The organism is Pseudomonas sp. FBCC-B1667, from assembly GCF_059133255.1.
Genome location: NZ_CP101437.1, coordinates 4,820,559 through 4,840,835, shown reverse-complemented (window position 1 = coordinate 4,840,835; position 20,277 = coordinate 4,820,559). Strand labels below are relative to the sequence as shown.

General features: G+C 58.9%; 20 protein-coding genes. 14 read left to right on the top strand and 6 right to left on the bottom strand.

Annotated features, from left to right (window positions below; genetic code table 11):
- Positions 1–131 precede the first annotated feature (131 nt).
- Complete coding sequence (locus tag NL116_RS22225) at positions 132–1,022, top strand: AraC family transcriptional regulator (RefSeq protein WP_494374048.1); 891 nt, start codon at positions 132–134, stop codon at positions 1,020–1,022.
- A 184-nt stretch (positions 1,023–1,206) separates the two neighbouring features.
- Here NL116_RS22225 and NL116_RS22220 read toward each other — a convergent pair whose 3' ends face one another.
- Positions 1,207–2,871: an electron transfer flavoprotein-ubiquinone oxidoreductase gene (locus NL116_RS22220; RefSeq protein WP_494374047.1), complete on the bottom strand. Its 1,665-nt coding sequence runs from the start codon at positions 2,869–2,871 to the stop codon at positions 1,207–1,209.
- A gap of 547 nt (positions 2,872–3,418) precedes the next feature.
- On the opposite strand from NL116_RS22220, the gene NL116_RS22215 reads away from it, so the two are divergent.
- The 10 genes from NL116_RS22215 (at position 3,419) to NL116_RS22170 (ending at position 12,844) form a co-directional block, all read left to right on the top strand.
- On the top strand, positions 3,419–4,168 hold the full coding sequence (locus NL116_RS22215; RefSeq protein ID WP_007945693.1) for an electron transfer flavoprotein subunit beta/FixA family protein: 750 nt from the start codon (positions 3,419–3,421) through the stop codon (positions 4,166–4,168).
- On the top strand, positions 4,169–5,098 hold the full coding sequence (locus NL116_RS22210; protein WP_494374046.1) for an electron transfer flavoprotein subunit alpha/FixB family protein: 930 nt from the start codon (positions 4,169–4,171) through the stop codon (positions 5,096–5,098). It abuts the gene before it with no gap.
- 80 nt (positions 5,099–5,178) lie between these two features.
- Complete coding sequence (locus tag NL116_RS22205; protein ID WP_494374045.1) at positions 5,179–6,012, top strand: substrate-binding periplasmic protein; 834 nt, start codon at positions 5,179–5,181, stop codon at positions 6,010–6,012.
- 9 nt (positions 6,013–6,021) lie between these two features.
- A complete protein-coding gene (locus NL116_RS22200; protein WP_027924077.1) occupies positions 6,022–6,378 on the top strand; it encodes a DUF4398 domain-containing protein in 357 nt (118 codons plus the stop codon).
- Positions 6,375–7,187 carry an OmpA family protein gene (locus NL116_RS22195; protein ID WP_494374044.1) on the top strand — a complete coding sequence of 271 codons (813 nt, stop codon included), beginning with the start codon at positions 6,375–6,377 and terminating at the stop codon, positions 7,185–7,187. Before NL116_RS22200 ends, NL116_RS22195 begins: the two co-directional genes overlap by 4 nt.
- 210 nt (positions 7,188–7,397) lie before the next feature.
- Entirely contained in the window at positions 7,398–8,837 is a 1,440-nt protein-coding gene (locus tag NL116_RS22190) for an aminotransferase-like domain-containing protein (protein WP_123432724.1), read from the top strand.
- Between the two features lie 89 nt (positions 8,838–8,926).
- Positions 8,927–9,400: a translation initiation factor 2 gene (locus tag NL116_RS22185; protein ID WP_494374043.1), complete on the top strand. Its 474-nt coding sequence runs from the start codon at positions 8,927–8,929 to the stop codon at positions 9,398–9,400.
- Between the two features lie 165 nt (positions 9,401–9,565).
- Positions 9,566–9,820, top strand: a complete 255-nt coding sequence (locus tag NL116_RS22180) for a YkgJ family cysteine cluster protein (protein WP_494374042.1) — start codon at positions 9,566–9,568, stop codon at positions 9,818–9,820.
- A 41-nt stretch (positions 9,821–9,861) separates the two neighbouring features.
- Positions 9,862–10,467: an START domain-containing protein gene (locus NL116_RS22175; protein ID WP_494374041.1), complete on the top strand. Its 606-nt coding sequence runs from the start codon at positions 9,862–9,864 to the stop codon at positions 10,465–10,467.
- Between the two features lie 283 nt (positions 10,468–10,750).
- Complete coding sequence (locus NL116_RS22170; protein WP_494374040.1) at positions 10,751–12,844, top strand: LTA synthase family protein; 2,094 nt, start codon at positions 10,751–10,753, stop codon at positions 12,842–12,844.
- Between the two features lie 70 nt (positions 12,845–12,914).
- On the opposite strand, the gene NL116_RS22165 is transcribed toward NL116_RS22170, so the two are convergent.
- Positions 12,915–13,073 carry a DUF3309 family protein gene (locus NL116_RS22165; protein ID WP_172825980.1) on the bottom strand — a complete coding sequence of 53 codons (159 nt, stop codon included), beginning with the start codon at positions 13,071–13,073 and terminating at the stop codon, positions 12,915–12,917.
- A gap of 279 nt (positions 13,074–13,352) precedes the next feature.
- Between NL116_RS22165 and NL116_RS22160 the strand changes: the two genes are divergently transcribed.
- The 3 genes from NL116_RS22160 to csrA all read left to right on the top strand — a co-directional run bounded on the left by NL116_RS22160 (position 13,353) and on the right by csrA (position 14,904).
- A complete protein-coding gene (locus tag NL116_RS22160) occupies positions 13,353–14,168 on the top strand; it encodes an SDR family oxidoreductase (protein ID WP_494374039.1) in 816 nt (271 codons plus the stop codon).
- Positions 14,169–14,232: 64 nt separating this feature from the next.
- A complete protein-coding gene (locus NL116_RS22155) occupies positions 14,233–14,565 on the top strand; it encodes a YnfA family protein (RefSeq protein ID WP_494374038.1) in 333 nt (110 codons plus the stop codon).
- A 153-nt stretch (positions 14,566–14,718) separates the two neighbouring features.
- Positions 14,719–14,904: a carbon storage regulator CsrA gene (gene csrA, locus NL116_RS22150; protein ID WP_140667295.1), complete on the top strand. Its 186-nt coding sequence runs from the start codon at positions 14,719–14,721 to the stop codon at positions 14,902–14,904.
- Between the two features lie 5 nt (positions 14,905–14,909).
- On the opposite strand, the gene NL116_RS22145 is transcribed toward csrA, so the two are convergent.
- From NL116_RS22145 to NL116_RS22130, 4 genes are all read right to left on the bottom strand, one after another.
- Positions 14,910–15,137 (bottom strand): YheU family protein, encoded by a 228-nt coding sequence (locus NL116_RS22145; protein WP_007945785.1) that lies wholly within the window; start codon positions 15,135–15,137, stop codon positions 14,910–14,912.
- Between the two features lie 140 nt (positions 15,138–15,277).
- Positions 15,278–16,468: an osmoprotectant NAGGN system M42 family peptidase gene (locus tag NL116_RS22140; protein ID WP_494374037.1), complete on the bottom strand. Its 1,191-nt coding sequence runs from the start codon at positions 16,466–16,468 to the stop codon at positions 15,278–15,280.
- A 142-nt stretch (positions 16,469–16,610) separates the two neighbouring features.
- Positions 16,611–18,356 carry an N-acetylglutaminylglutamine synthetase gene (gene ngg / locus NL116_RS22135; protein WP_494374036.1) on the bottom strand — a complete coding sequence of 582 codons (1,746 nt, stop codon included), beginning with the start codon at positions 18,354–18,356 and terminating at the stop codon, positions 16,611–16,613.
- A 3-nt stretch (positions 18,357–18,359) separates the two neighbouring features.
- Positions 18,360–20,132 carry an N-acetylglutaminylglutamine amidotransferase gene (locus tag NL116_RS22130; protein ID WP_494374035.1) on the bottom strand — a complete coding sequence of 591 codons (1,773 nt, stop codon included), beginning with the start codon at positions 20,130–20,132 and terminating at the stop codon, positions 18,360–18,362.
- Positions 20,133–20,277: the final 145 nt, after the last annotated feature.

Sequence of the window (20,277 nt, the reverse complement as noted above, 5' to 3'; positions counted from 1 at the left end):
ACCGGCCATGGCGATTCCTCCGGGTGTCATGCCTATTCCTCCGGCATCCACGCTGGATTGATCAAATGCGCAGTCAGACCTGCGAAGATGCTTTCATCCCTTTTTCCGCAACATTTTTATGAAGAGTTCCCATGTTGTTGACCCGTCATCTCGATGCCAATGCCACGCTGGTTTCGCTGATCCAGCCACTGACCACGCGCGACGGCTTCGCGCCCACCGCGTTGCCGGGTGTGCAGGTTTTGCGTGCCAGTTGTGATGTGGCGCGTGGTCCGCAGATCTATGAGCCGAGCCTGGTCATCATCGTTCAGGGCAGCAAATTGGCGTACCTGGGCCCGCGCACGCTGGAGTACGGCGCCGGGCATTATCTGATTCAGGCGTTGCCGGTGCCGTTCGAGTGCGAAACCTTTGCCGCGCCGGAGGGGCCGATGCTGGGGATTTCCATCGCCATCGACCGGACGTTGCTCGGCGAATTGGTGTTGGCCATGGGGCTGGTGGCGGGGCGCAGTGTTGCGGCGCAGACGCTGGAGTCGATGACCTCGACGGTGCTCGACGACGCGATGCGCGGGTGTGTGGAGCGGTTGCTGCGTTGCCTGCACGATCCGCTGGAATGCCAGGTGATGGGGCAGGCACGTTTGCGTGAGTTGCTGTTCGTGGCGTTGCGCGGGCCGCAAGCCGACGTACTGCGCGCGCTGGTGGAGCAGCAGGGGCAATTCGCCCGGGTCGCGGCCTCGCTCAGTCATCTGCATGCGCATTACACCGAGCCGCTGAATGTCGAAACCCTGGCCAGTTGCGCGAACATGAGTGCGTCGACGTTTCATGAACATTTCAAACGCAGTACGTTGTTGTCGCCGGTGCAGTATCTGAAGCGCCTGCGCTTGCTCAAGGCTCAGCAGTTGTTGCTGTCCGAGGGCCTGGGTGTAGCGCAGGTGGCGCATCGGGTGGGGTATCAGAGCACGTCGCAGTTCAGTCGTGAGTACAAGCGTTACTTTGAGCGTAATCCCGGAGACGAACGCGCTGCGTGATCCACCGAAAATCCAATGTGGGAGCGGGCTTGCTCGCGAATGCGGTGTGTCTGTCGACATCAATGTTGAATGATCAACCGCTTTCGCGAGCAAGCCCGCTCCCACATTTTTTTTGTGGTGTCATCGGAATCGCGGGCAACAAAAAGGCCCCCATTCCGGGAGCCTTGATGTTCAGGCGTTCGACTTACATGTTCGGGTAAGTCGGACCGCCAGCACCTTCCGGTGTCACCCAGGTGATGTTCTGAGCAGGGTCCTTGATGTCGCAGGTCTTGCAGTGAACGCAGTTCTGGGCGTTGATCTGGAAGCGCTTTTCGCCGTCTTCCTTGGTGATCACTTCGTACACGCCGGCCGGGCAGTAGCGCTGGGCTGGCTCATCGTACAGCGGCAGGTTTTTGCTGATCGGGATACTCGGGTCGGTCAGCTTCAAGTGGCAAGGCTGTTCTTCTTCGTGGTTGGTTCCGGAGATGAACACCGAGCTGAGTTTGTCGAAGCTGATCTTGCCGTCCGGTTTCGGGTAGTCGATCTTCTTGCAGTCGGCCGCGAGCTTCAGGCAGGCGTAATCCGGCTTGGTGTCGTGCAAGGTGAACGGCAGTTTGCCACCGAAGATGTTCTGGTCGAGCCAGTTGAAACCACCGCCGACGATCGCGCCGAACTTGTGGATGGCCGGGCCGAAGTTGCGGCTGGCGAACAGTTCGTCGTAGAGCCAGCTCTTTTTGAACGCGTCGACGTAAGTGGTCAGTTCTTCGGTGCCGTCTTTTTCAGCGAACAGCGCCTCGGCCACGGATTCAGCGGCGAGCATGCCGGACTTCATCGCGGTGTGGCTGCCTTTGATCTTGGCGAAGTTCAGGGTGCCGAGGTCGCAACCGATCAGCGCGCCACCCTTGAAGACCATTTTCGGCAGCGAGTTCAGACCGCCTTTGCAAATAGCGCGGGCACCGTAACTGATGCGTTTGCCGCCTTCGAGGTACTGCTTGAGCACCGGGTGATGCTTGAGGCGCTGGAACTCGTCGAACGGCGACAGGTAGGTGTTGCTGTAGGAGAGATCGACGATCAGGCCGACGACCACCTGGTTGTTTTCCAGGTGATAGAGGAAAGAGCCACCGGTGTTCTCGGTGCCCATGATGTCCAGCGGCCAACCGGCGGTGTGAACCACCAGGCCTGGCTGATGCTTGGCCGGGTCGATTTCCCAGATTTCTTTCAGGCCGATGCCGTAGTGCTGGGCGTCGGCTTCGCTGTCGAGGTTGAAACGTTTGATCAGTTGCTTGCCGATGTGGCCACGGCAGCCTTCGGCGAACAGCGTGTATTTGCCACGCAGTTCCATGCCAGGGGTGTACAGGCCTTCTTTCGGATGGCCTTCGCGGTCAACGCCCAGGTCACCGGTGATAATCCCGCGAACCACGCCGTTCTCGTCGATCAGCGCTTCCTGGGCAGCGAAGCCCGGGTAGATTTCTACGCCCAGATTCTCGGCCTGCTGGGCCAGCCAGCGGCACAGGTTGCCCAGGGAGATGATGTAGTTGCCTTCGTTGTGCATGGTCTTGGGCACAAAGAGGTCAGGAATTTTTTGCGCGCTTTCAGCGTTCTTGAGAACGAAGATGTCATCGCGGGTGACCGGCGTGTTCAGCGGGGCGCCGAGCTCTTTCCAGTCCGGGAACAGTTCGTTCAGGGCGCGTGGTTCGAACACGGCACCGGACAGAATGTGAGCACCGACTTCGGAGCCTTTTTCGACCACGCAGACGCTGATTTCCTTACCGGCTTCAGCAGCCTTCTGCTTCAAGCGGCAGGCAGCGGAAAGACCAGCGGGGCCGGCACCGACGATGACGACGTCGAATTCCATGTATTCGCGTTCCACAGGTTATCTCCTACTCAAGGCTCAACAGTTTTTTTTCTAATTGGAGGTTTGGTGTCGCATCCATGAACCCTTGCGCGAGCGCGGAACAGGACAATCGATAGACCACCTTTCTCTCTGGGTGGCGCATTATATCTACACCACTCCTAGCGTCCAATACAAACGTTTGTTTGAATTGGCTCAAAGCCAGAGAAATCAAAGTCACGCGGCTTACGAACGGCCATTTTGCCGTATTGACCGGAATAGGCGTTCCGGTCAAGATACGGTCGGTTTTGCGCTCGCCGTAGGCTGACTGTTGGTTTCAAGAGCACCTCTAAAGACAGGGCGATGGCAGTGGAAAGTGATGCGTAGCGCAGGTTCGGCTCGCAGTTTACACGCCGCGATATTGAATGACTCGTTGGTCACCACTGACGAACGGTCATCCATTTCATGAGCGTGGGTCACTTGACACGTTTGCCGGCGTTTTTAGAGGTGCCCTTGCGCCCGATGAGCATCAACCGCCAGGTTCGCCTAGGCGACTTTCTTTTCACCGGAGAGTAACGAGGAATCCATGAAGGTTCTTGTAGCTGTCAAACGCGTTGTGGATTACAACGTCAAGGTCCGCGTCAAGGCGGACAATTCCGGCGTCGATCTTGCCAACGTCAAGATGTCGATGAACCCGTTCTGCGAAATCGCAGTGGAAGAAGCCGTGCGCCTGAAAGAGAAAGGCGTTGCGACTGAAATCGTCGTCGTCTCCGTCGGCCCGTCCACCGCGCAAGAGCAACTGCGTACCGCGCTGGCTCTGGGTGCCGACCGCGCCATCCTCGTCGAATCCGCCGAAGACCTGACTTCGCTGGCCGTTGCCAAACTGTTGAAAGCTGTTGTCGACAAGGAACAGCCTCAGCTGGTGATCCTTGGCAAACAAGCCATCGACAGCGACAACAACCAGACTGGCCAGATGCTCGCTGCATTGAGCGGCTACGGGCAGGGCACGTTCGCTTCGAAAGTCGAAATCAGCGGCGACAGCGTTGCCGTGACTCGCGAAGTCGACGGCGGCGCGCAGACAGTTTCCCTGAAACTGCCGGCCATCGTCACCACCGACCTGCGTTTGAACGAGCCGCGTTATGCGTCCCTGCCAAACATCATGAAAGCCAAGAAGAAGCCTCTCGAAGTGCTGACTCCGGACGCTTTGGGCGTTTCCACCGCCTCCACCAACAAGACCGTGAAAGTCGAAGCGCCTGCTGCACGCAGCGCGGGTATCAAGGTCAAGTCGGTGGCTGAACTGGTCGAGAAACTGAAAAACGAAGCGAAGGTAATCTAAATGACTATCTTGGTTATTGCTGAACACGACAACAAAGTAGTGGCCCCGGCCACACTGAACACCGTGGCTGCCGCTGTCAAAATCGGTGGTGACATTCACGTTCTGGTTGCAGGCCAAGGTGTTGGCGCCGTGGCTGAAGCCGCTGCGAAAATCGCTGGCGTGAGCAAAGTATTGGTAGCCGACAACGCTGCCTACGCTCACCAGTTGCCGGAAAACGTTGCGCCTCTGGTTGCAGAGTTGGGCAAGGGCTACAGCCACATCCTGGCTGCCGCGACTTCCAACGGCAAAAACATCCTGCCGCGGGTTGCCGCTCAGCTGGACGTTGACCAGATCTCCGAGATCATCTCGGTCGAAAGCGCTGACACCTTCAAGCGTCCGATCTACGCCGGTAACGCCATCGCTACCGTTCAGTCCAACGCTTCGGTGAAAGTCATCACCGTGCGCGCCACCGGTTTCGACCCGGTTGCTGCTGAAGGTGGTTCGGCTGCTGTTGAGTCCGTTGCTGCTGCTCACGATGCTGCGATCTCCAGCTTCGTTGGCGAAGAACTGGCCAAGTCCGATCGTCCGGAACTGACCGCTGCCAAAATCGTCGTTTCCGGCGGTCGTGGCATGCAGAACGGCGACAACTTCAAACACCTGTACGCCTTGGCTGACAAGCTGGGCGCTGCTGTCGGTGCTTCCCGCGCCGCGGTCGACGCAGGGTTCGTACCCAACGACATGCAGGTCGGTCAGACCGGCAAGATCGTTGCTCCACAGCTGTACATCGCGGTCGGTATCTCCGGCGCGATCCAGCACCTGGCCGGCATGAAAGACTCCAAAGTGATCGTTGCGATCAACAAGGACGAAGAAGCGCCGATCTTCCAGGTGGCCGATTACGGCCTGGTGGCAGACCTGTTCGAAGCAATCCCCGAGTTCGAGAAGCTGGTCTAATCCAGCGGCCTGACTTATAAAGAGCCCGACCTTTTGGTCGGGCTTTTTTTTGTTCCGGATTTGAGTGGGAGAGTGTCGCCATGGATCTGCGCCGCGTGTGTGGCTGGTCGTTACTGCTGGGCCTGACGATGTTGCCGACCTTGTCCTATGCCGCGGGCAAGTGCGATCGATTGATCGTGACCGGCAGCCCGGACGCGCCACCGTATGTGTGGCAAGACCCGCTAAATCCTAAAAAACTGATCGGTGCCAGTGCTGACCTGTTGCAGCAAGTGGCGGGGGAGTTGGGTATCAAGATCGAGTTGCTGTATGCCGGCAAACGCTCCCAGGCGCTCGACGAAGTGCGCAGCGGGCGCATGGACATGCTGGCCGACGCGCCGTTGACCGTCAGCGAACTGGAAGCCCTGGATTACATTCATCCACCGCTGCTGGAAAACGACTACCTCGTCTGGACCCGCAAAGACTCGGCATTGGTCTACAACCAGGCCCGGGACCTTCACGGACATCCCGGCGCATTGTCGGAAAAGTCTCGAATGACCCCGGCATTCGGCACGTTTGCCGATCAGCAATTGACCCTCACCCGTACATCCAACCTGACCCAGGCCTTTCAGAAATTGCTCTTGGGCGAGGTCGAATTTGTTCTCGCCGGACGCTATTCAGGCATGGCGGCCGCGCAGGCGCTGAGTATGGCCAACGACCTGATACCCCGTGCCGAGCCGATCGACAAACCCGGCCTGTACCTCGCGGTTTCCCATAACTCCGCCTGCAACGATCCGTGGTTGCGCGGACAGCTGGCCAAAAAGATGACAGAATTGCGCGCCTCAGGACTGACGGACGCCGCGTTGCAACACAATATCGAGCGTTGGAAAGCGCAGCAACAGCAGCAGCAACAACCTGTCAGTGCCCCAAAACAGTAGGGATTTTTAGTGAGTATTCGACCTCTTTTCGCTGCCCTGGCCGTCCTGGCTCTGGCGGGATGTGCAGCCGATCCGGCGCCGAATGAACAGATACGCCTGACCGAACAGGCACTCGTCCAGGCCAAAGCCGTGGGCGCCACCGCCGATGACATGCCGGAAATGAAACTGGCCGAAGAAAAATTCGCCCGTGCCCAAAGCAACATGACCGAGCAGTCCTACAAACATGCGCGCATGCGGGCCGAGCAGGCCGAGCTGGACGCGCGCCTGGCCGAAGCCAAGGTGCTGACCCTCAAGAGCGAGGAGCAATTGAACGTGCTCAATACCCGCATCACTCGTCTGCGCAAGCAACTGGGAGATGCCCAATGAGCCTCAAGTCTAAAGCGCTCGGCAGTTTGATCCTTGCCGGTTGCGCCAGCCTGTATGGCTGCGCCGGCCAGCACAGTGAAGCGGCTTTGCAAGAAGCAGGCGCCGACTTCCAGAAGGTCAAGGAAGATTCCAATGTGCTGCGCATCGCGCCCAAAGACGTGATCCGCGCCGGTGAGTCCCTGGCCCGCGCCGATCGTCTGTCCAGCTATTGGGGCAGTGGTTCGGACGTGGTGCATTACGCCTACCTGAGCCAGCGCTACAGCGAAATTGCCCGGGAGCACACCAATCTGGTGCTCAACGAAGAACGCGCGGCGAAACTCGAACTGGAGCGTCAGCGTCTGCAACTGGCGTTGCGTGAATCCAAACTGCTTAGCGTTCAACAGCAAGGCAAGTGGCTCGAAGAGCAGATTGTCGCGCTGGCGACCACCCAGACGGATCGTGGTCTGGTGATGACCTTGGGCGATGTGCTGTTCGATACCGGCGAAGCCGAGCTGAAAAATTCGGCCAACCGTGTGGTGCTGAAGATTGTTCAGTTCCTGCAGCTCAATCCGAAACGTGTGGTACGGATCGAGGGTTATACCGACAGCACCGGCGGCAAGCAGGACAACCTCAAGCTGTCCCGTGACCGTGCGCAATCGGTGGCTGACGTCCTGATGGACCTGGGCATCGATGACAAACGCATCCAGGTCGAAGGCTACGGCGATGAATTCCCGGTGGACGTGAACGCTTCCGAGCGTGGCCGTGCGCAGAACCGTCGGGTGGAAATTGTGTTCTCCGACGAAAAAGGCCAGCTCGGCGCCGCCCGCTAAGGGTTGCGTCACTGGAAAACCCGGCCTGCCAGACAGCGCCGGGTTTTTTTTCGTCTGCTATTTGCTGGGTTCATCGCAAAAAGCAGTACAGATTTTGCTGACACTGCACTGTACGGTCGACTATTGTGGCAACTGTCCCAGTACACTTCTAAACTGTTCCGGTATTGTTTCACACAAGAATAAAATGCCCGTGAAATCGAGTGCTGCGTCATGACCAATCTCTTGCTCTACCAACGTATTGCTCAACAACTGGCCGAAGACATCCGTCGTGGTGTCTATCAACCGGGGGAGCGCGTGCCTTCGGTGCGCAAGATGAGCTCGCAGCTCAACGTCAGCCATGCGACGGTGTTGCAGGCGTATGCCAATCTTGAAGATCAGGGGCTGATCCGCGCCCGGCCGCAGTCGGGTTACTACGTTCACCAGACGCCGGCCCTGACCGCGCCGACGCCGGACATCGCCCGGGTCGAGCGTCCTGGGCTGGTCACGCGCAGCAGCATCATTCAACAAGTACTGGTCGAATCCCGCCGCGAGGGGGTTTTTCCGTTGGGCGCCGCAGTGCCCAGCGTCGATTACCTGCCGGTGCGGGCGCTGCATCAGCAATTGGCCAAGGTCACCCGTTTCCATAGCCCCCGTGCCTTCAGCTACATGTTCAGCCCCGGGTTTGAACCGCTGCGCCGACAGGTGGCGATCCGCATGCGCGATGCCGGTGTGGTGGTCGATCCTTCCGAAGTGGTCATCACCCATGGCTGCGTCGATGCGTTGCAGATGTCACTGCGCGTTTTGACCCGGCCGGGCGATCTGATCGCCGCCGAATCGCCGACGTATTACGGTCTGCTGCAACTGGCCGACTTACTCGGCCTCAAAGTGATCGAAATCCCGAGCGATCCCGCCACCGGCATGAGCCTTGAAGCGCTGCAACTGGCGGCCAACCAATGGTCGATCAAGGCGCTGGTGCTGACCACGCGCCTGAGCAATCCATTGGGCGGGACCATGCCCGAGGAGCGGCAGAAACAATTGCTGCGCCTGGCGTCGGACTTCGACATCCAGATTGTCGAAGACGATATTTACGGCGAACTGATGTTTGAGCAGGGACGCACCAAATCGCTCAAGGCCTACGATCGACTGGATCGGGTCATCTATTGTTCAAGCTTTTCCAAAACCCTGTCACCGGGCGTGCGGATTGGCTGGATGATTGCCGGCAAATATCAGCAGGAAATCCAGCGCTTGCAGACGTTCAGTACCCACTCGGCGTGCAGCGTCACGCAAATGGGCATTGCGGCGTATCTGGAAAATGGGGGCTACGACCGACATTTGCGCTACATCCGCCAGGAATACCGCAAGAACCTCAGCGCCTTCCAGCTGGCCGTTCAGCAATATTTCCCGGAAGGCACGCAAATGACCCGGCCGACCGGCGGCTTCATTTTGTGGGTCAGTTTGCCGGGGCGGGTCAATACCCAGGAATTGCACGTACGGGCGTTGCAGCAGGGCATCAGTATTGCGCCGGGGCTTATCTTCAGTAATACCGAGCAATTCAATCACTGTATTCGGTTGAACTGCGGCACCCCTTGGAACCGTGAAGCCGAACGGGCATTGATGACGTTGGGTATGCTGGCGACGCAACTTTGCCAGGAGACGGCCGGCGGCTTCTGAGCAGTCGGGCGGTTCGTAATCGGCGGAGCTTGTCATGTGGCGCGCAACAGGCGAGCATATGGCCCTCTGCCGTTATTGCTGTTGGGTTCATGAAGCCGATTTTTCCTGCCGTCTGCCTGTTTCTTTGCCTGTTGATGACCGTTCACGCAGAAGGCGTCATGGCAGCGGCTGCCCAGGAAAAACCTGCCGTCAGCGTAACCGAGAAAAAACCGGCACCTGCCCCAAAAGCCATGCCCGCCAAAAAGCCAACGGCGGCGGTGAAAAAGCGTCCACCCATTGCCTCCAAGTCGAAGGCCCCCGGCGAAGTGGTGAAAACCCAATTGCCTCCCGTCAAACTTGACTTAAGGTTGCCGCCGCAAATGGCTCAAGAACTGAAACCGATCGGCACCGTACCGTTGCCCAAGCACGATACGCTGCTGCCACCCATGTTTGGTGAAAGGACCGGCAGTAGCCCGTTTCAGCTCAACGGTCGGTTGCTCAGTAACGAAATGCAGTTGCAGCTGCGCAATGACGAGCGCAGGGAAGTCGAAGGCGCGGCCCTGGATTTCGAGTTCAAGCAGTAAATCGTTCCCATCTGTAAGCCGCTGGCCAGACGCTTTGTCGGAGACTGCTCAGTCACGCTGATTTGAACGAAAAAACCCTGGTTCAAGTAATTTAAAACAACTGTTTTAGCGGTTACTCTGTGCTCGTCCTTTTTACACATCACACCTCGCGAGGAGCTCGTCGTCATGAAATGCCGTGAAGGCTGTGGCGCCTGTTGCATTGCCCCTTCCATCAGCTCACCGATTCCCGGTATGCCCAATGGCAAAGCCGCTGGCGAACGTTGCGTGCAATTGTCGATCGATAACCTGTGCAATATCTTCGGCAAACCCGAACGCCCCGCAGTCTGTTCGGCCTTTGAAGCCGATGTCGAAGTGTGCGGAAGCAGCAGTGACGAGGCGATCAAATTGCTGGGTTGGTGGGAGAAAATGACCGCAGCGTGATGTGTTCAAACAACGGAACTTCAACAATAAGGAATAAAACCATGGGTTCGCTGCATCGTATCGCTATGTTGTGTGGATTGACTGCCGTGTTGGCCACTGCGGCTGCCCAGGCTGAAGACTGGAAGGTCGCCAAGAACGAAGATGGCATCAAGATCTCTCTGGCCGAAGTACCGGGTTCGGACTACAAGGCCTATCAGGGCGTCACCTTGATGAAGACCACCGTTGCCAAGCTGCGCGCGCTGCAGGAAGACGCGGCCGGCGCCTGTGCCTGGATTCACGAGTGCAAGATGCAGAAGTCGCTCAAGCACGAAGGCGACCAGAGCTGGACCTACACCCAATTCAATACCCCGTGGCCCGTCACCGCGCGTGATTCAGTACTGCACATCACTACCGTTGAAGGCGCCGATGGCAGCCTGACCCGCAAACTCGAAGGCGTGCCGAAGTACATTCCGGAAGAAAAAGGGTTTGTGCGCGTCACCAAAGTCGACGGGTTCTGGAAGTTCGTGCCCAAGGGTGACCAGGTCGAAGTGACCTATCAGGTGCACACCGAGCCAGGCGGCAGCGTGCCCTCAATGATCGCCAACAAGTTCGTGGTCGATGCACCGTTCAATACCCTGAAAGCCCTGAAAGAACGCGCCGAGAAATAATCGCTCGGTTGTTCAGCAAAACGCCCCGACTGGTTCGGGGCGTTTTCGTTTCTGCTCGTGCGCGGCTTTATTGTGTTTCCGGATATACGTTGCACAAAATTTTCACAAAGCCTCCAAGACAATCCGTCCGCATCCGTTGGCCAAACAGTAATCAATGGCAATAAGGCGGGTGATCGTGCAACATTTGCGCACCGCGCAAGCCCCGGGGCCAGGTAATGGCCAACAGAGGGCAGGGCGCCGCTGTACTTTTGAAACTTCAACTTCCAATGGGTCCTAAAACGACATGGCAAACCCGGACGCCCTGAATCAGCAGCGAGCTTCTAGTCGCCTGCTGCAACCGACCGTCAAATCGCATCTGGCCTACACGTTGTTGTGCGCCTTGATCATGATGGTCATGTTCAGCCTGCTGCGTGTTGCGCTGCTGGTTTACAACCGCTCGATGATCCTTGATACCCCGGCTTCGACATTCCTTGAAGCGTTCGCCAACGGCCTGCGTTTCGACCTGCGTCTGGTGGTCTATCTCTGCGTTCCGCTGTTGCTGGCACTGTTCAGCGCGCGGGCCATGGCTGCCCGCGGGTTCTTCCGCTTCTGGCTGACCATCGCGTCGAGCATCGCGCTGTTTCTCGGCCTGATGGAGATGGACTTCTACCGCGAGTTCCACCAGCGCCTCAACGGCCTGGTCTTCCAGTATGTGAAGGAAGACCCGAAAACCGTGATGAGCATGCTCTGGTACGGTTTCCCGGTGGTTCGTTATCTGTTGGCGTGGGCCTTTGGCACGTTGATCCTGACCCTGGCGTTCAAGGGCGCGGACCGTGCAACCCGGCCTCGCGGTCCGTTCAGCGGTGGCAGCATCGGCACGCGCCAGATCGCCCCGTGGTATGCACGCATCGCCGTGTTCGTGGTCTGCCTGCTGATCTGCGTGGTGGCTGCTCGCGGCACCTTGCGTCAAGGCCCGCCACTGCGTTGGGGTGACGTCTACACCACCGATTCGAACTTTGCCAACCAGTTGGGCCTCAACGGCACGCTGTCGCTGATCGCGGCGGCCAAGAGCCGGATGTCCGAAGATCGCGACAATATCTGGAAAGCCACACTGCCACAGCCACTGGCTCAGCAGACCGTGCGTGACATGCTGGTGATGAAAGACGAAAAACTGGTGGATGCCGAAACCGCCGCCGTGCGTCGCGATTACACGCCACTGGCCGACAAGACCCTGCCGATCAAGAACGTGGTCGTGATCCTGATGGAAAGCATGGCCGGTCACTCGGTCGGCGCGTTGGGCGGCCCGGGCAACATCACGCCGTACCTCGACAAACTGTCGAAGGAAGGCCTGCTGTTCGACCGCTTCTTCTCCAACGGTACCCATACGCACCAGGGCATGTTTGCCACCATGGCGTGCTTCCCGAACCTGCCCGGTTTCGAATACTTGATGCAGACCCCGGAAGGCAGCCACAAACTGTCCGGTCTGCCACAGTTGCTCAGCGCCCGTGACTACGACGACGTGTACGTCTACAACGGCGATTTCGCCTGGGACAACCAGTCGGGTTTCTTCAGCAACCAGGGCATGACCAACTTCATCGGTCGTAACGACTTCGTCAACCCGGTGTTCTCTGATCCGACCTGGGGTGTGTCCGACCAGGACATGTTCGACCGTGGCCTGGTAGAGCTCAAGGCCCGGGAAAACGGCAAGCCGTTCTATGCCCTGTTGCAAACGCTGTCCAACCACACGCCGTACGCCTTGCCGACGCCGTTGCCGGTCGAGCGCGTCACCGATCGCGGCAGCCTCAATGAACACCTGACGGCGATGCGTTACTCCGACTGGGCGCTGGGTCAGTTCTTCGAGAAGGCGCGTAAAGAGCCGTACTTCAAGGAAACCCTGTTTGTGATCGTGGGTGACCATGGTTTCGGTAATGAGCAGCAAATCACCGAAATGGACCTGGGCCGTTTCAACGTGCCGATGCTGATGATCGCGCCGGGTATTCAGGAAAAGTTCGGCCAGCGGGACCACACCGTCGGTACACAGATCGACATCGTGCCGACCATCATGGGTCGTATCGGTGGCGAAGTGCGCCATCAGTGCTGGGGACGTGACCTGCTCAACCTGCCTGAAGGCGACACCGGTTTTGGTGTGATCAAGCCGTCCGGCAGCGAACAGACCACGGCCATTATCACGGCTGACCAGATTCTGGTGCTGCCGAAAGAAAAGGAAATGGAGCCGAAAATGTACCGCTACGAGCTGGGTGCCAATCCGCGTTCCGAGGTCGTGCCTAACGATCCACGCACGGCCGAGTTGAAACTCAAGCTTGAGTCGTTCCTGCAAACGGCGACGAAAAGCCTGCTCGACAACACCGCCGGTGTTGTCGACGGCAAGCCGGAGTAGGTTTTCGGCGCAATAAAAAAAAGGCCCTTTTTCAAGGGCCTCTTTTTTGTCCGTTAATTCGTCATATCCGTTAAATTCTGCCAAGCAAGAGCAGAATCAACAGCACTACCAGCACGACGCCGATGATACCCGACGGGCCGTAACCCCAACTTCTGGAGTGTGGGAAAACCGGCAGACCACCGATCAGCAAGAGGATCAGAATAACGATCAGAATTGTGCCCATGTCTATTTCCTTGTTGGAAGTGTTCTGGATTGACCTGTCATTTAACGGTCAGCTGGAAGGTTATTAATTCAAGCTGCTTACAAAGTCCGACTGGTGCGCGAGTCGGAAAATTCCATGTTTTTTTAATGTTTTTTGAAGACCTCTTTATTTCGTTTTTCCAGGATTAGTTGAACCACACGCGCCCACGGTTTGTTCGGGCCATTCAGCAATCTGATGGAGCGTGGGTCGGGCAAGGACCTTCGCTACACTCAGCGCATCTTTCCCGGAACCACAAGGCTGTTTCCTATGCAAAATCGCATGATGATCACTGGCGCGGGCTCGGGCCTGGGTCGCGAAATCGCGCTGCGCTGGGCGCGTGAAGGCTGGCAACTGGCCTTGTCGGATGTCAGCGAGCCCGGTCTGCAAGAAACCTTGAAGCTGGTTCGTGACGCCGGTGGCGATGGTTTTATCCAGCGATGCGATGTACGCGACTACAGCCAGCTGACCGCATTCGCCCAGGCTTGCGAAGAAAAGCTCGGCGGCATCGATGTCATCGTCAACAACGCCGGTGTCGCCTCGGGCGGCTTCTTCAGCGAACTGTCGCTGGAAGACTGGGACTGGCAGATCGCGATCAACCTGATGGGCGTGGTCAAGGGCTGCAAGGCGTTCCTGCCGCTGCTGGAGAAAAGCAAAGGCAAGATCATCAACATCGCGTCAATGGCTGCGCTGATGCAGGGCCCGGCCATGAGCAACTACAACGTGGCCAAGGCCGGTGTGGTGGCGTTGTCCGAGAGCCTGTTGATCGAACTGGCCCAACAGGAAGTGGGCGTGCATGTAGTTTGCCCATCGTTCTTCCAGACCAACTTGCTCGACTCTTTCCGTGGCCCCACCCCCGCGATGAAAGCCCAGGTCGGCAAACTGCTGGAAAGTTCGCCGATCACCGCCACCGACATTGCCGACTACATCTACAAACAGGTGGCAGCCGGCGAGTTCATGATCCTGCCGCACGAACAGGGCCGCATGGCCTGGGCGATCAAGCAGAAAAACCCGCAACTGCTTTACAACGAAATGACCCTCATGGCCGACAAGATGCGCGCCAAGGCCAAACAAAGCGCAGGCTGATCTTGCCCGCAGGCAATGGCGTCGTTAGGGTGGCCGCCATCGGTCACTCTAATGAGACACCTGCATGCTCAATTACCTGTGGTTTTTCCTTGCGGCATTATTCGAAATCGCCGGCTGCTTCGCGTTCTGGATGTGGTTGCGCCAGGGCAAAAGCGTTTTGTGGGTGATGCCGGCGCTGCTCAGCCTGACCGTGTTCGCGCTCCTGCTGACCCGAGTCGAAGCCGCTTACGCCGGGCGCGCCTACGCCGCCTACGGTGGCATCTACATTATCGTCTCGATTGGCTGGCTGGCAGTGGTCGAGCGGATTCGTCCGCTGGGCTCGGACTGGATCGGCGTGGCACTGTGTGTGATCGGCGCGAGCGTCATCCTGTTTGGCCCGCGATTTTCCGCGTCCTGAAGGATCGGTCCTGCATTTAATCGGGTTGTCGGACGCTTCCGTCAGGAGGGTTCCTCCAGTGTTGTAGGGCTGGACTGATTTGCCGTCATCGCATTGAAGGCCCGCTAAACGCCGGGCATCTTCAAGGACCGGTAATCCTCAAGGACCAATACCATGCTTGTACTCAGTCGCGTTGTGGGCGAGATGATTTCCATCGGTGACGACATTTCAGTGCGTATCCTCAACGTCAGCGGCAATAGCGTGCGCTTTGGCGTCGAAGCACCGCAGAGCGTCAATGTGCATCGCGCCGAGGTCTATGAACGCATCCAGGTCAAACTGGCCAAGACAAAGGGGCGCTGAACCGTTCAGTCGAAGAGGTGCTTGGGCACATCGTGCTTGAGCATCAACTGGCACTGCTCGCTTTCCGGATCGAACACGATCAGTGCCTGACCTTTGGTCAATGCCTGACGAACCCGCAATACGCGAGTTTCCAGCGGCGTGTCATCACCGTTGTCCGTGCCGTCACGGGTCACGAAATCCTCGATCAGGCGGGTCAGGGTGTCGACTTCAAGTTGGTCGTAGGGAATCAGCATGGGCACCTCGGCTAAAACAATGTCGGGATGCTACGGCGAATGCTCGGTGACGGCTAGTATCGGGCTGATGTGTTGCCTGTGCAGCCGCCTTCGCGAGCAAGTCGAAGGCGATCTGTCAGCCAAAGATACCAGGCTCGGAGTCAGCCATCGGAGCGCTGCCCGACAAGGCTATCCACCGAAGGCACCCGCGTCTCACTTTCCATCTGCGTCTCATGTTCGATCTGATGACTGAACCGGTCCAGCGACCCCTTCGCCGGTTGCGCATCACTGGCAAACACCGGCGGGCTCAGGATGTAGGCACCAAGTAATCGACTCAACGCCGCCAGGCTGTCGATGTGCGTACGCTCATAACCGTGCGTGGCGTCGCAACCAAAGGCGAGCAGGGCGGTGCGAATATCGTGCCCGGCGGTCACCGCCGAATGCGCATCGCTGAAGTAATAACGGAACAGGTCGCGGCGCACCGGTAATTCGTTGTCACTGGCCAGGCGCAGCAGATGTCGCGACAAGTGATAGTCATAAGGCCCGCCGGAGTCCTGCATCGCCACGCTCACCGCGTGTTCGCTGGAATGCTGGCCGGGTGCGACGGGCGCAATGTCGATGCCGACGAATTCGCTGACGTCCCACGGTAACGCGGCCGCCGCGCCACTGCCGGTTTCCTCGGTGATGGTGAACAGCGGATGGCAGTCGATCATCAACTCCTCGCCACTGTCGACGATGGCTTTCAGCGCCGCGAGCAACGCCGCAACACCGGCCTTGTCGTCCAGGTGGCGGGCGCTGATGTGGCCGCTTTCAGTGAACTCCGGCAAGGGGTCGAAGGCCACGAAATCACCCACGCTGATACCCAGCGAATCGCAGTCGGCGCGGGTAGCGCAATAGGCATCGAGGCGCAGTTCGACGTGATCCCAGCTGATCGGCATTTCGTCCACGGCCGTGTTGAAGGCGTGCCCCGAAGCCATCAACGGCAACACACTGCCGCGAATCACGCCGTTGTCGGTGAACAGGCTGACCCGGCTGCCCTCGGCAAAACGGCTGGACCAGCAACCGACTGGCGCCAGGGTCAGACGTCCGTTGTCTTTCACGGCGCGAACCGCTGCACCGATGGTGTCCAGGTGCGCGGATACCGCGCGGTCGGGGCTGTTTTTCTTGCCTTTGAGGGTGGCGCGGATGGTGCCGCGACGGGTCATTTCGAAGGGGATGCCCAATTCTTCAAGGCGCTCGGCGACATAGCGCACGATAGTGTCGGTGAAGCCCGTCGGGCTGGGAATGGCGAGCATTTCCAGCAGGACTTTTTGCAGGTAGTTGAGGTCCGGTTCAGGGATTTTACTGGTCATGGAAACTCCTGATGAGTGAAGAGCTGATCGTTCCCATGCTCTGCGCGGGAATGCAGCGAGGGACGCTCTGCGTCCCCAGGGCGGACGTGGAACGTCCGATGAGGCATCCCCACGCAGAGCGTGGGAACGATCAAGAAGGGAGCTAGACCGCTGGCTGACTGTGCGGAAACAACAAATCCACAAACCGTTCAGCCGTCGGCTGCGGTTCATGATTGGCCAGCCCGGCGCGCTCATTGGCCTCGATAAACACATACTCCGGCTGGTCAGCGGCCGATACCATCAAGTCGAGCCCGACCATTGGGATATCCAGCGCACGCGCCGCACGCACCGCCGCATCCACCAACGTCGGATGCAGAATCGCCGTGACGTCCTCCAGCATCCCGCCCGTATGAAGATTCGCCGTACGCCGTACGAACAAATGCTCACCCGCCGGCAGAATGCTGCTGTAGTCGTAGCCTGCCGCATGCAACGTACGCTGAGTCTCATGATCGAGCGGGATTTTGCTCTCGCCGCGGGTCGCCGCCTGTCGCCGTCGACTCTGGGCTTCGATCAACGCGCCGATGGAATGCTGACCGTCGCCGACCACCTCTGCCGGCCGCCGAATTGCCGCCGCCACCACTTCAAACCCGATCACCAGAATCCGCAGGTCCAGGCCTTCGTGAAAGCTTTCCAGCAGCACTCGACTGTCGAACGCGCGGGCAGCTTCGATGGCTTGCTGCACCTCTTCAATAATTTGCAAATCCACAGCAACGCCCTGGCCTTGCTCGCCGTCCAGCGGTTTGACCACCACCCGCTCGTGCTCGTCGAGAAACGCCAGGTTGTCATCGGCGTTGCCGGCCAGTTGTTGCGAAGGCAAGTTCAACCCGGCGGCCTTGAGCACTTTGTGGGTCAGGCTCTTGTCCTGGCACAGGCTCATGCTGATGGCGCTGGTCAGGTCGCTCAACGATTCGCGGCAACGCACCCGGCGTCCGCCGTGGCTGAGGGTGAACAGACCGGCATCGGCGTCATCGACCTGCACATCAATGCCGCGTCGAAGGGCTTCTTCGACAATGATCCGCGCATACGGATTGAATTCGGCTTCCGGCCCCGGCCCGAGGAACAGCGGCTGATTGATGCCGTTCTTGCGCTTGATCGCGAAGGTCGAAAGGTTGCGAAAACCCAGCTTGGCATAAAGGCTTTTCGCTTGGCGGTTGTCGTGCAGAACCGACAAGTCCAGGTAACTCAGCCCACGGCTCATGAAGTGTTCGATCAAGTGCCGCACCAATACCTCACCGACGCCCGGTCGCGAACAATGCGGATCGACCGCCAGGCACCACAAGCTGCTGCCGTTCTCTGGATCGTTGAAGGCCTTGTGGTGATTGAGGCCCATGACACTGCCGATGATCGCACCGCTGTCTTCGTCCTCGGCCAGCCAATACACCGGCCCGCCCTGATGACGCGGAGTCAGCAGGCTCGCGTCGATGGGCAACATGCCGCGCGCTTGGTACAGCTGATTGATCGCCTGCCAGTCCGCATCGCTTTGTGCCCGGCGAATGCGGAAACCACGAAACACGCGAGTGGCCTGACGGTAATCGCTGAACCACAAACGCAACGTGTCGGACGGGTCGAGAAACAGCTGCGCCGGTTCCAGCCCCAGAATCTGCTGGGGCGCGGCAACGTACAAAGCAATGTCGCGCTCGCCCGGCTGCTCATTGAGCAACTCCTCGGCGAGGCTGGCCGGGTCGGGAAAGGTGTGCCCGATCAGCAACCGGCCCCAGCCGCAATGCACGGCAATCGGCGCGGCACTCAGTTCGCTGCCGTCTTCGGCCAGGCGTGCCTGCAAGCGTTCATAAGAAGGCGTCTGGCCGCGCAACAAGCGTTGGCTATAAGCCGTGGCGTGGGGTTTCATCGATCAGATTCCTTGCTCGCTGAGCCACAGGTTCAGGGCCGCCAGTTGCCACAGCTTGGAGCCGCGCAGCGGAGTCAATTGACCGTGCGGGTCAGTCAGCAAACGGTCGAGCATGGCCGGTTTGAACAGGCCGCGATCCTGGCCGGGATCGAGCAGCAACTCGCGCACCCAGTTCAGCGTATCGCCCTGCAGATGCTTGAGGCCGGGCACCGGGAAATAACCTTTCTTGCGGTCGATGACTTCACTTGGTATGACCAGGCGCGCCGCTTCCTTGAGCACTTGTTTGCCGCCGTCCGGCAGTTTGAATTTGCCCGGCACCCGGGCCGACAATTCCACCAGTCGATAGTCGAGAAACGGCGTGCGTGCTTCCAGGCCCCAGGCCATGGTCATGTTGTCGACGCGTTTGACGGGGTCGTCCACCAGCATCACCGTGCTGTCCAGACGCAGGGCTTTGTCCACCGCCGCGTCGGCGCCGGGCTGTGCGAAATGTTCCTTCACGAAGTCGCCGGCAGCGTCATTGGCTGTCAGCCATTTCGGCTGCACGGTGGCGGCGTAATCATCGTAGCTGCGGTCGAAGAATGCCTCGCGATAAGCAGAGTACGGATCGGCGGCGCCGTCGACTTGCGGATACCAGTGATACCCGGCGAACAACTCGTCCGCGCCCTGGCCGCTCTGGACCACTTTGCAATGTTTGGCCACTTCGCGGGACAGCAGATAAAAGGCGATGCAGTCATGACTGACCATCGGCTCGCTCATGGCGCGGAACGCGGCGGGCAGTTGCTCGATGATCTCTTTTTCGTCGATGCGCAATTGATGGTGCCGGGTGCCGTAGTGCCTGGCGATCAGGTCCGAATACTGGAATTCGTCGCCGCGCTCGCCACCGGCATCCTGGAACCCAATGGAAAAGGTCGACAGGTTTTCCACACCGACTTCACGCAACAGCCCGACCAGCAAACTCGAATCGACGCCGCCTGACAACAGCACGCCGACATCGACCGCTGCCCGCTGACGAATCGCCACCGCATCGCGGGTGCTGTCGAGCACCCGGTCGCGCCAGTCTTCGAGGGTCAGGTTCATTTCGTCAGCGCGAGGGCCGTAGGGCAGGGTCCACCAGGTTTTCTGTTCGGTGCGGCCATCGGCTTCGATGCGCATCCAGGTGGCTGGCGGCAGTTTTTCGATGCCGGCCAGCAAGGTGCGCGGTGCCGGGACCACGGCGTGGAAGTTCAGGTAATGATTGAGCGCCACCGGGTCGAGTATCGGGTTGATGTCGCCACCCTTGAGCAGCGCCGGCAGTGCCGAGGCAAAGCGCAGGCGCTGGCCGGTGCGCGACAGGTACAGCGGCTTCACGCCGAGACGGTCGCGAGCGATGAACAAGCGCTGGGCATCGCGTTCCCAAATAGCGAAGGCAAACATGCCGTTGAGCTTGGGCAGCAAGGCTTCGCCCCAGGCGTGATAGCCCTTGAGAAGCACTTCGGTGTCACCGCCGGAATAGAAGGCATAACCGAGGCTTTCGAGCTCGGTGCGCAATTCCGGGAAGTTGTAGATCGCGCCATTAAAGGCCAGGGACAAGCCCAATTGATTGTCGACCATCGGCTGCGCCGAGCCGTCCGACAGGTCCATGATTTTCAGGCGACGATGGCCCAGGGCAATCGGCCCTTGAGCCTGAAAGCCCCACGCATCCGGGCCGCGAGGAGCCAGGTGGTGGGTGATTCGTTCAACGGCCGCGAGGTCCGCAGGTTGATGATCAAAGCGTAACTCGCCAGCTAATCCGCACATAAAATCCTTACCGGTTTTTCCGTTGGGGAGGGTCAATCGGTACCCGGCCAAAACGGCGGGTACTCAGAAACTGACCCGGTGAGATCGTGGGAGTTTTAGATCGATAAGTAATAAGAAGGAATAAGCAGGCGTGCGCAATTAACTC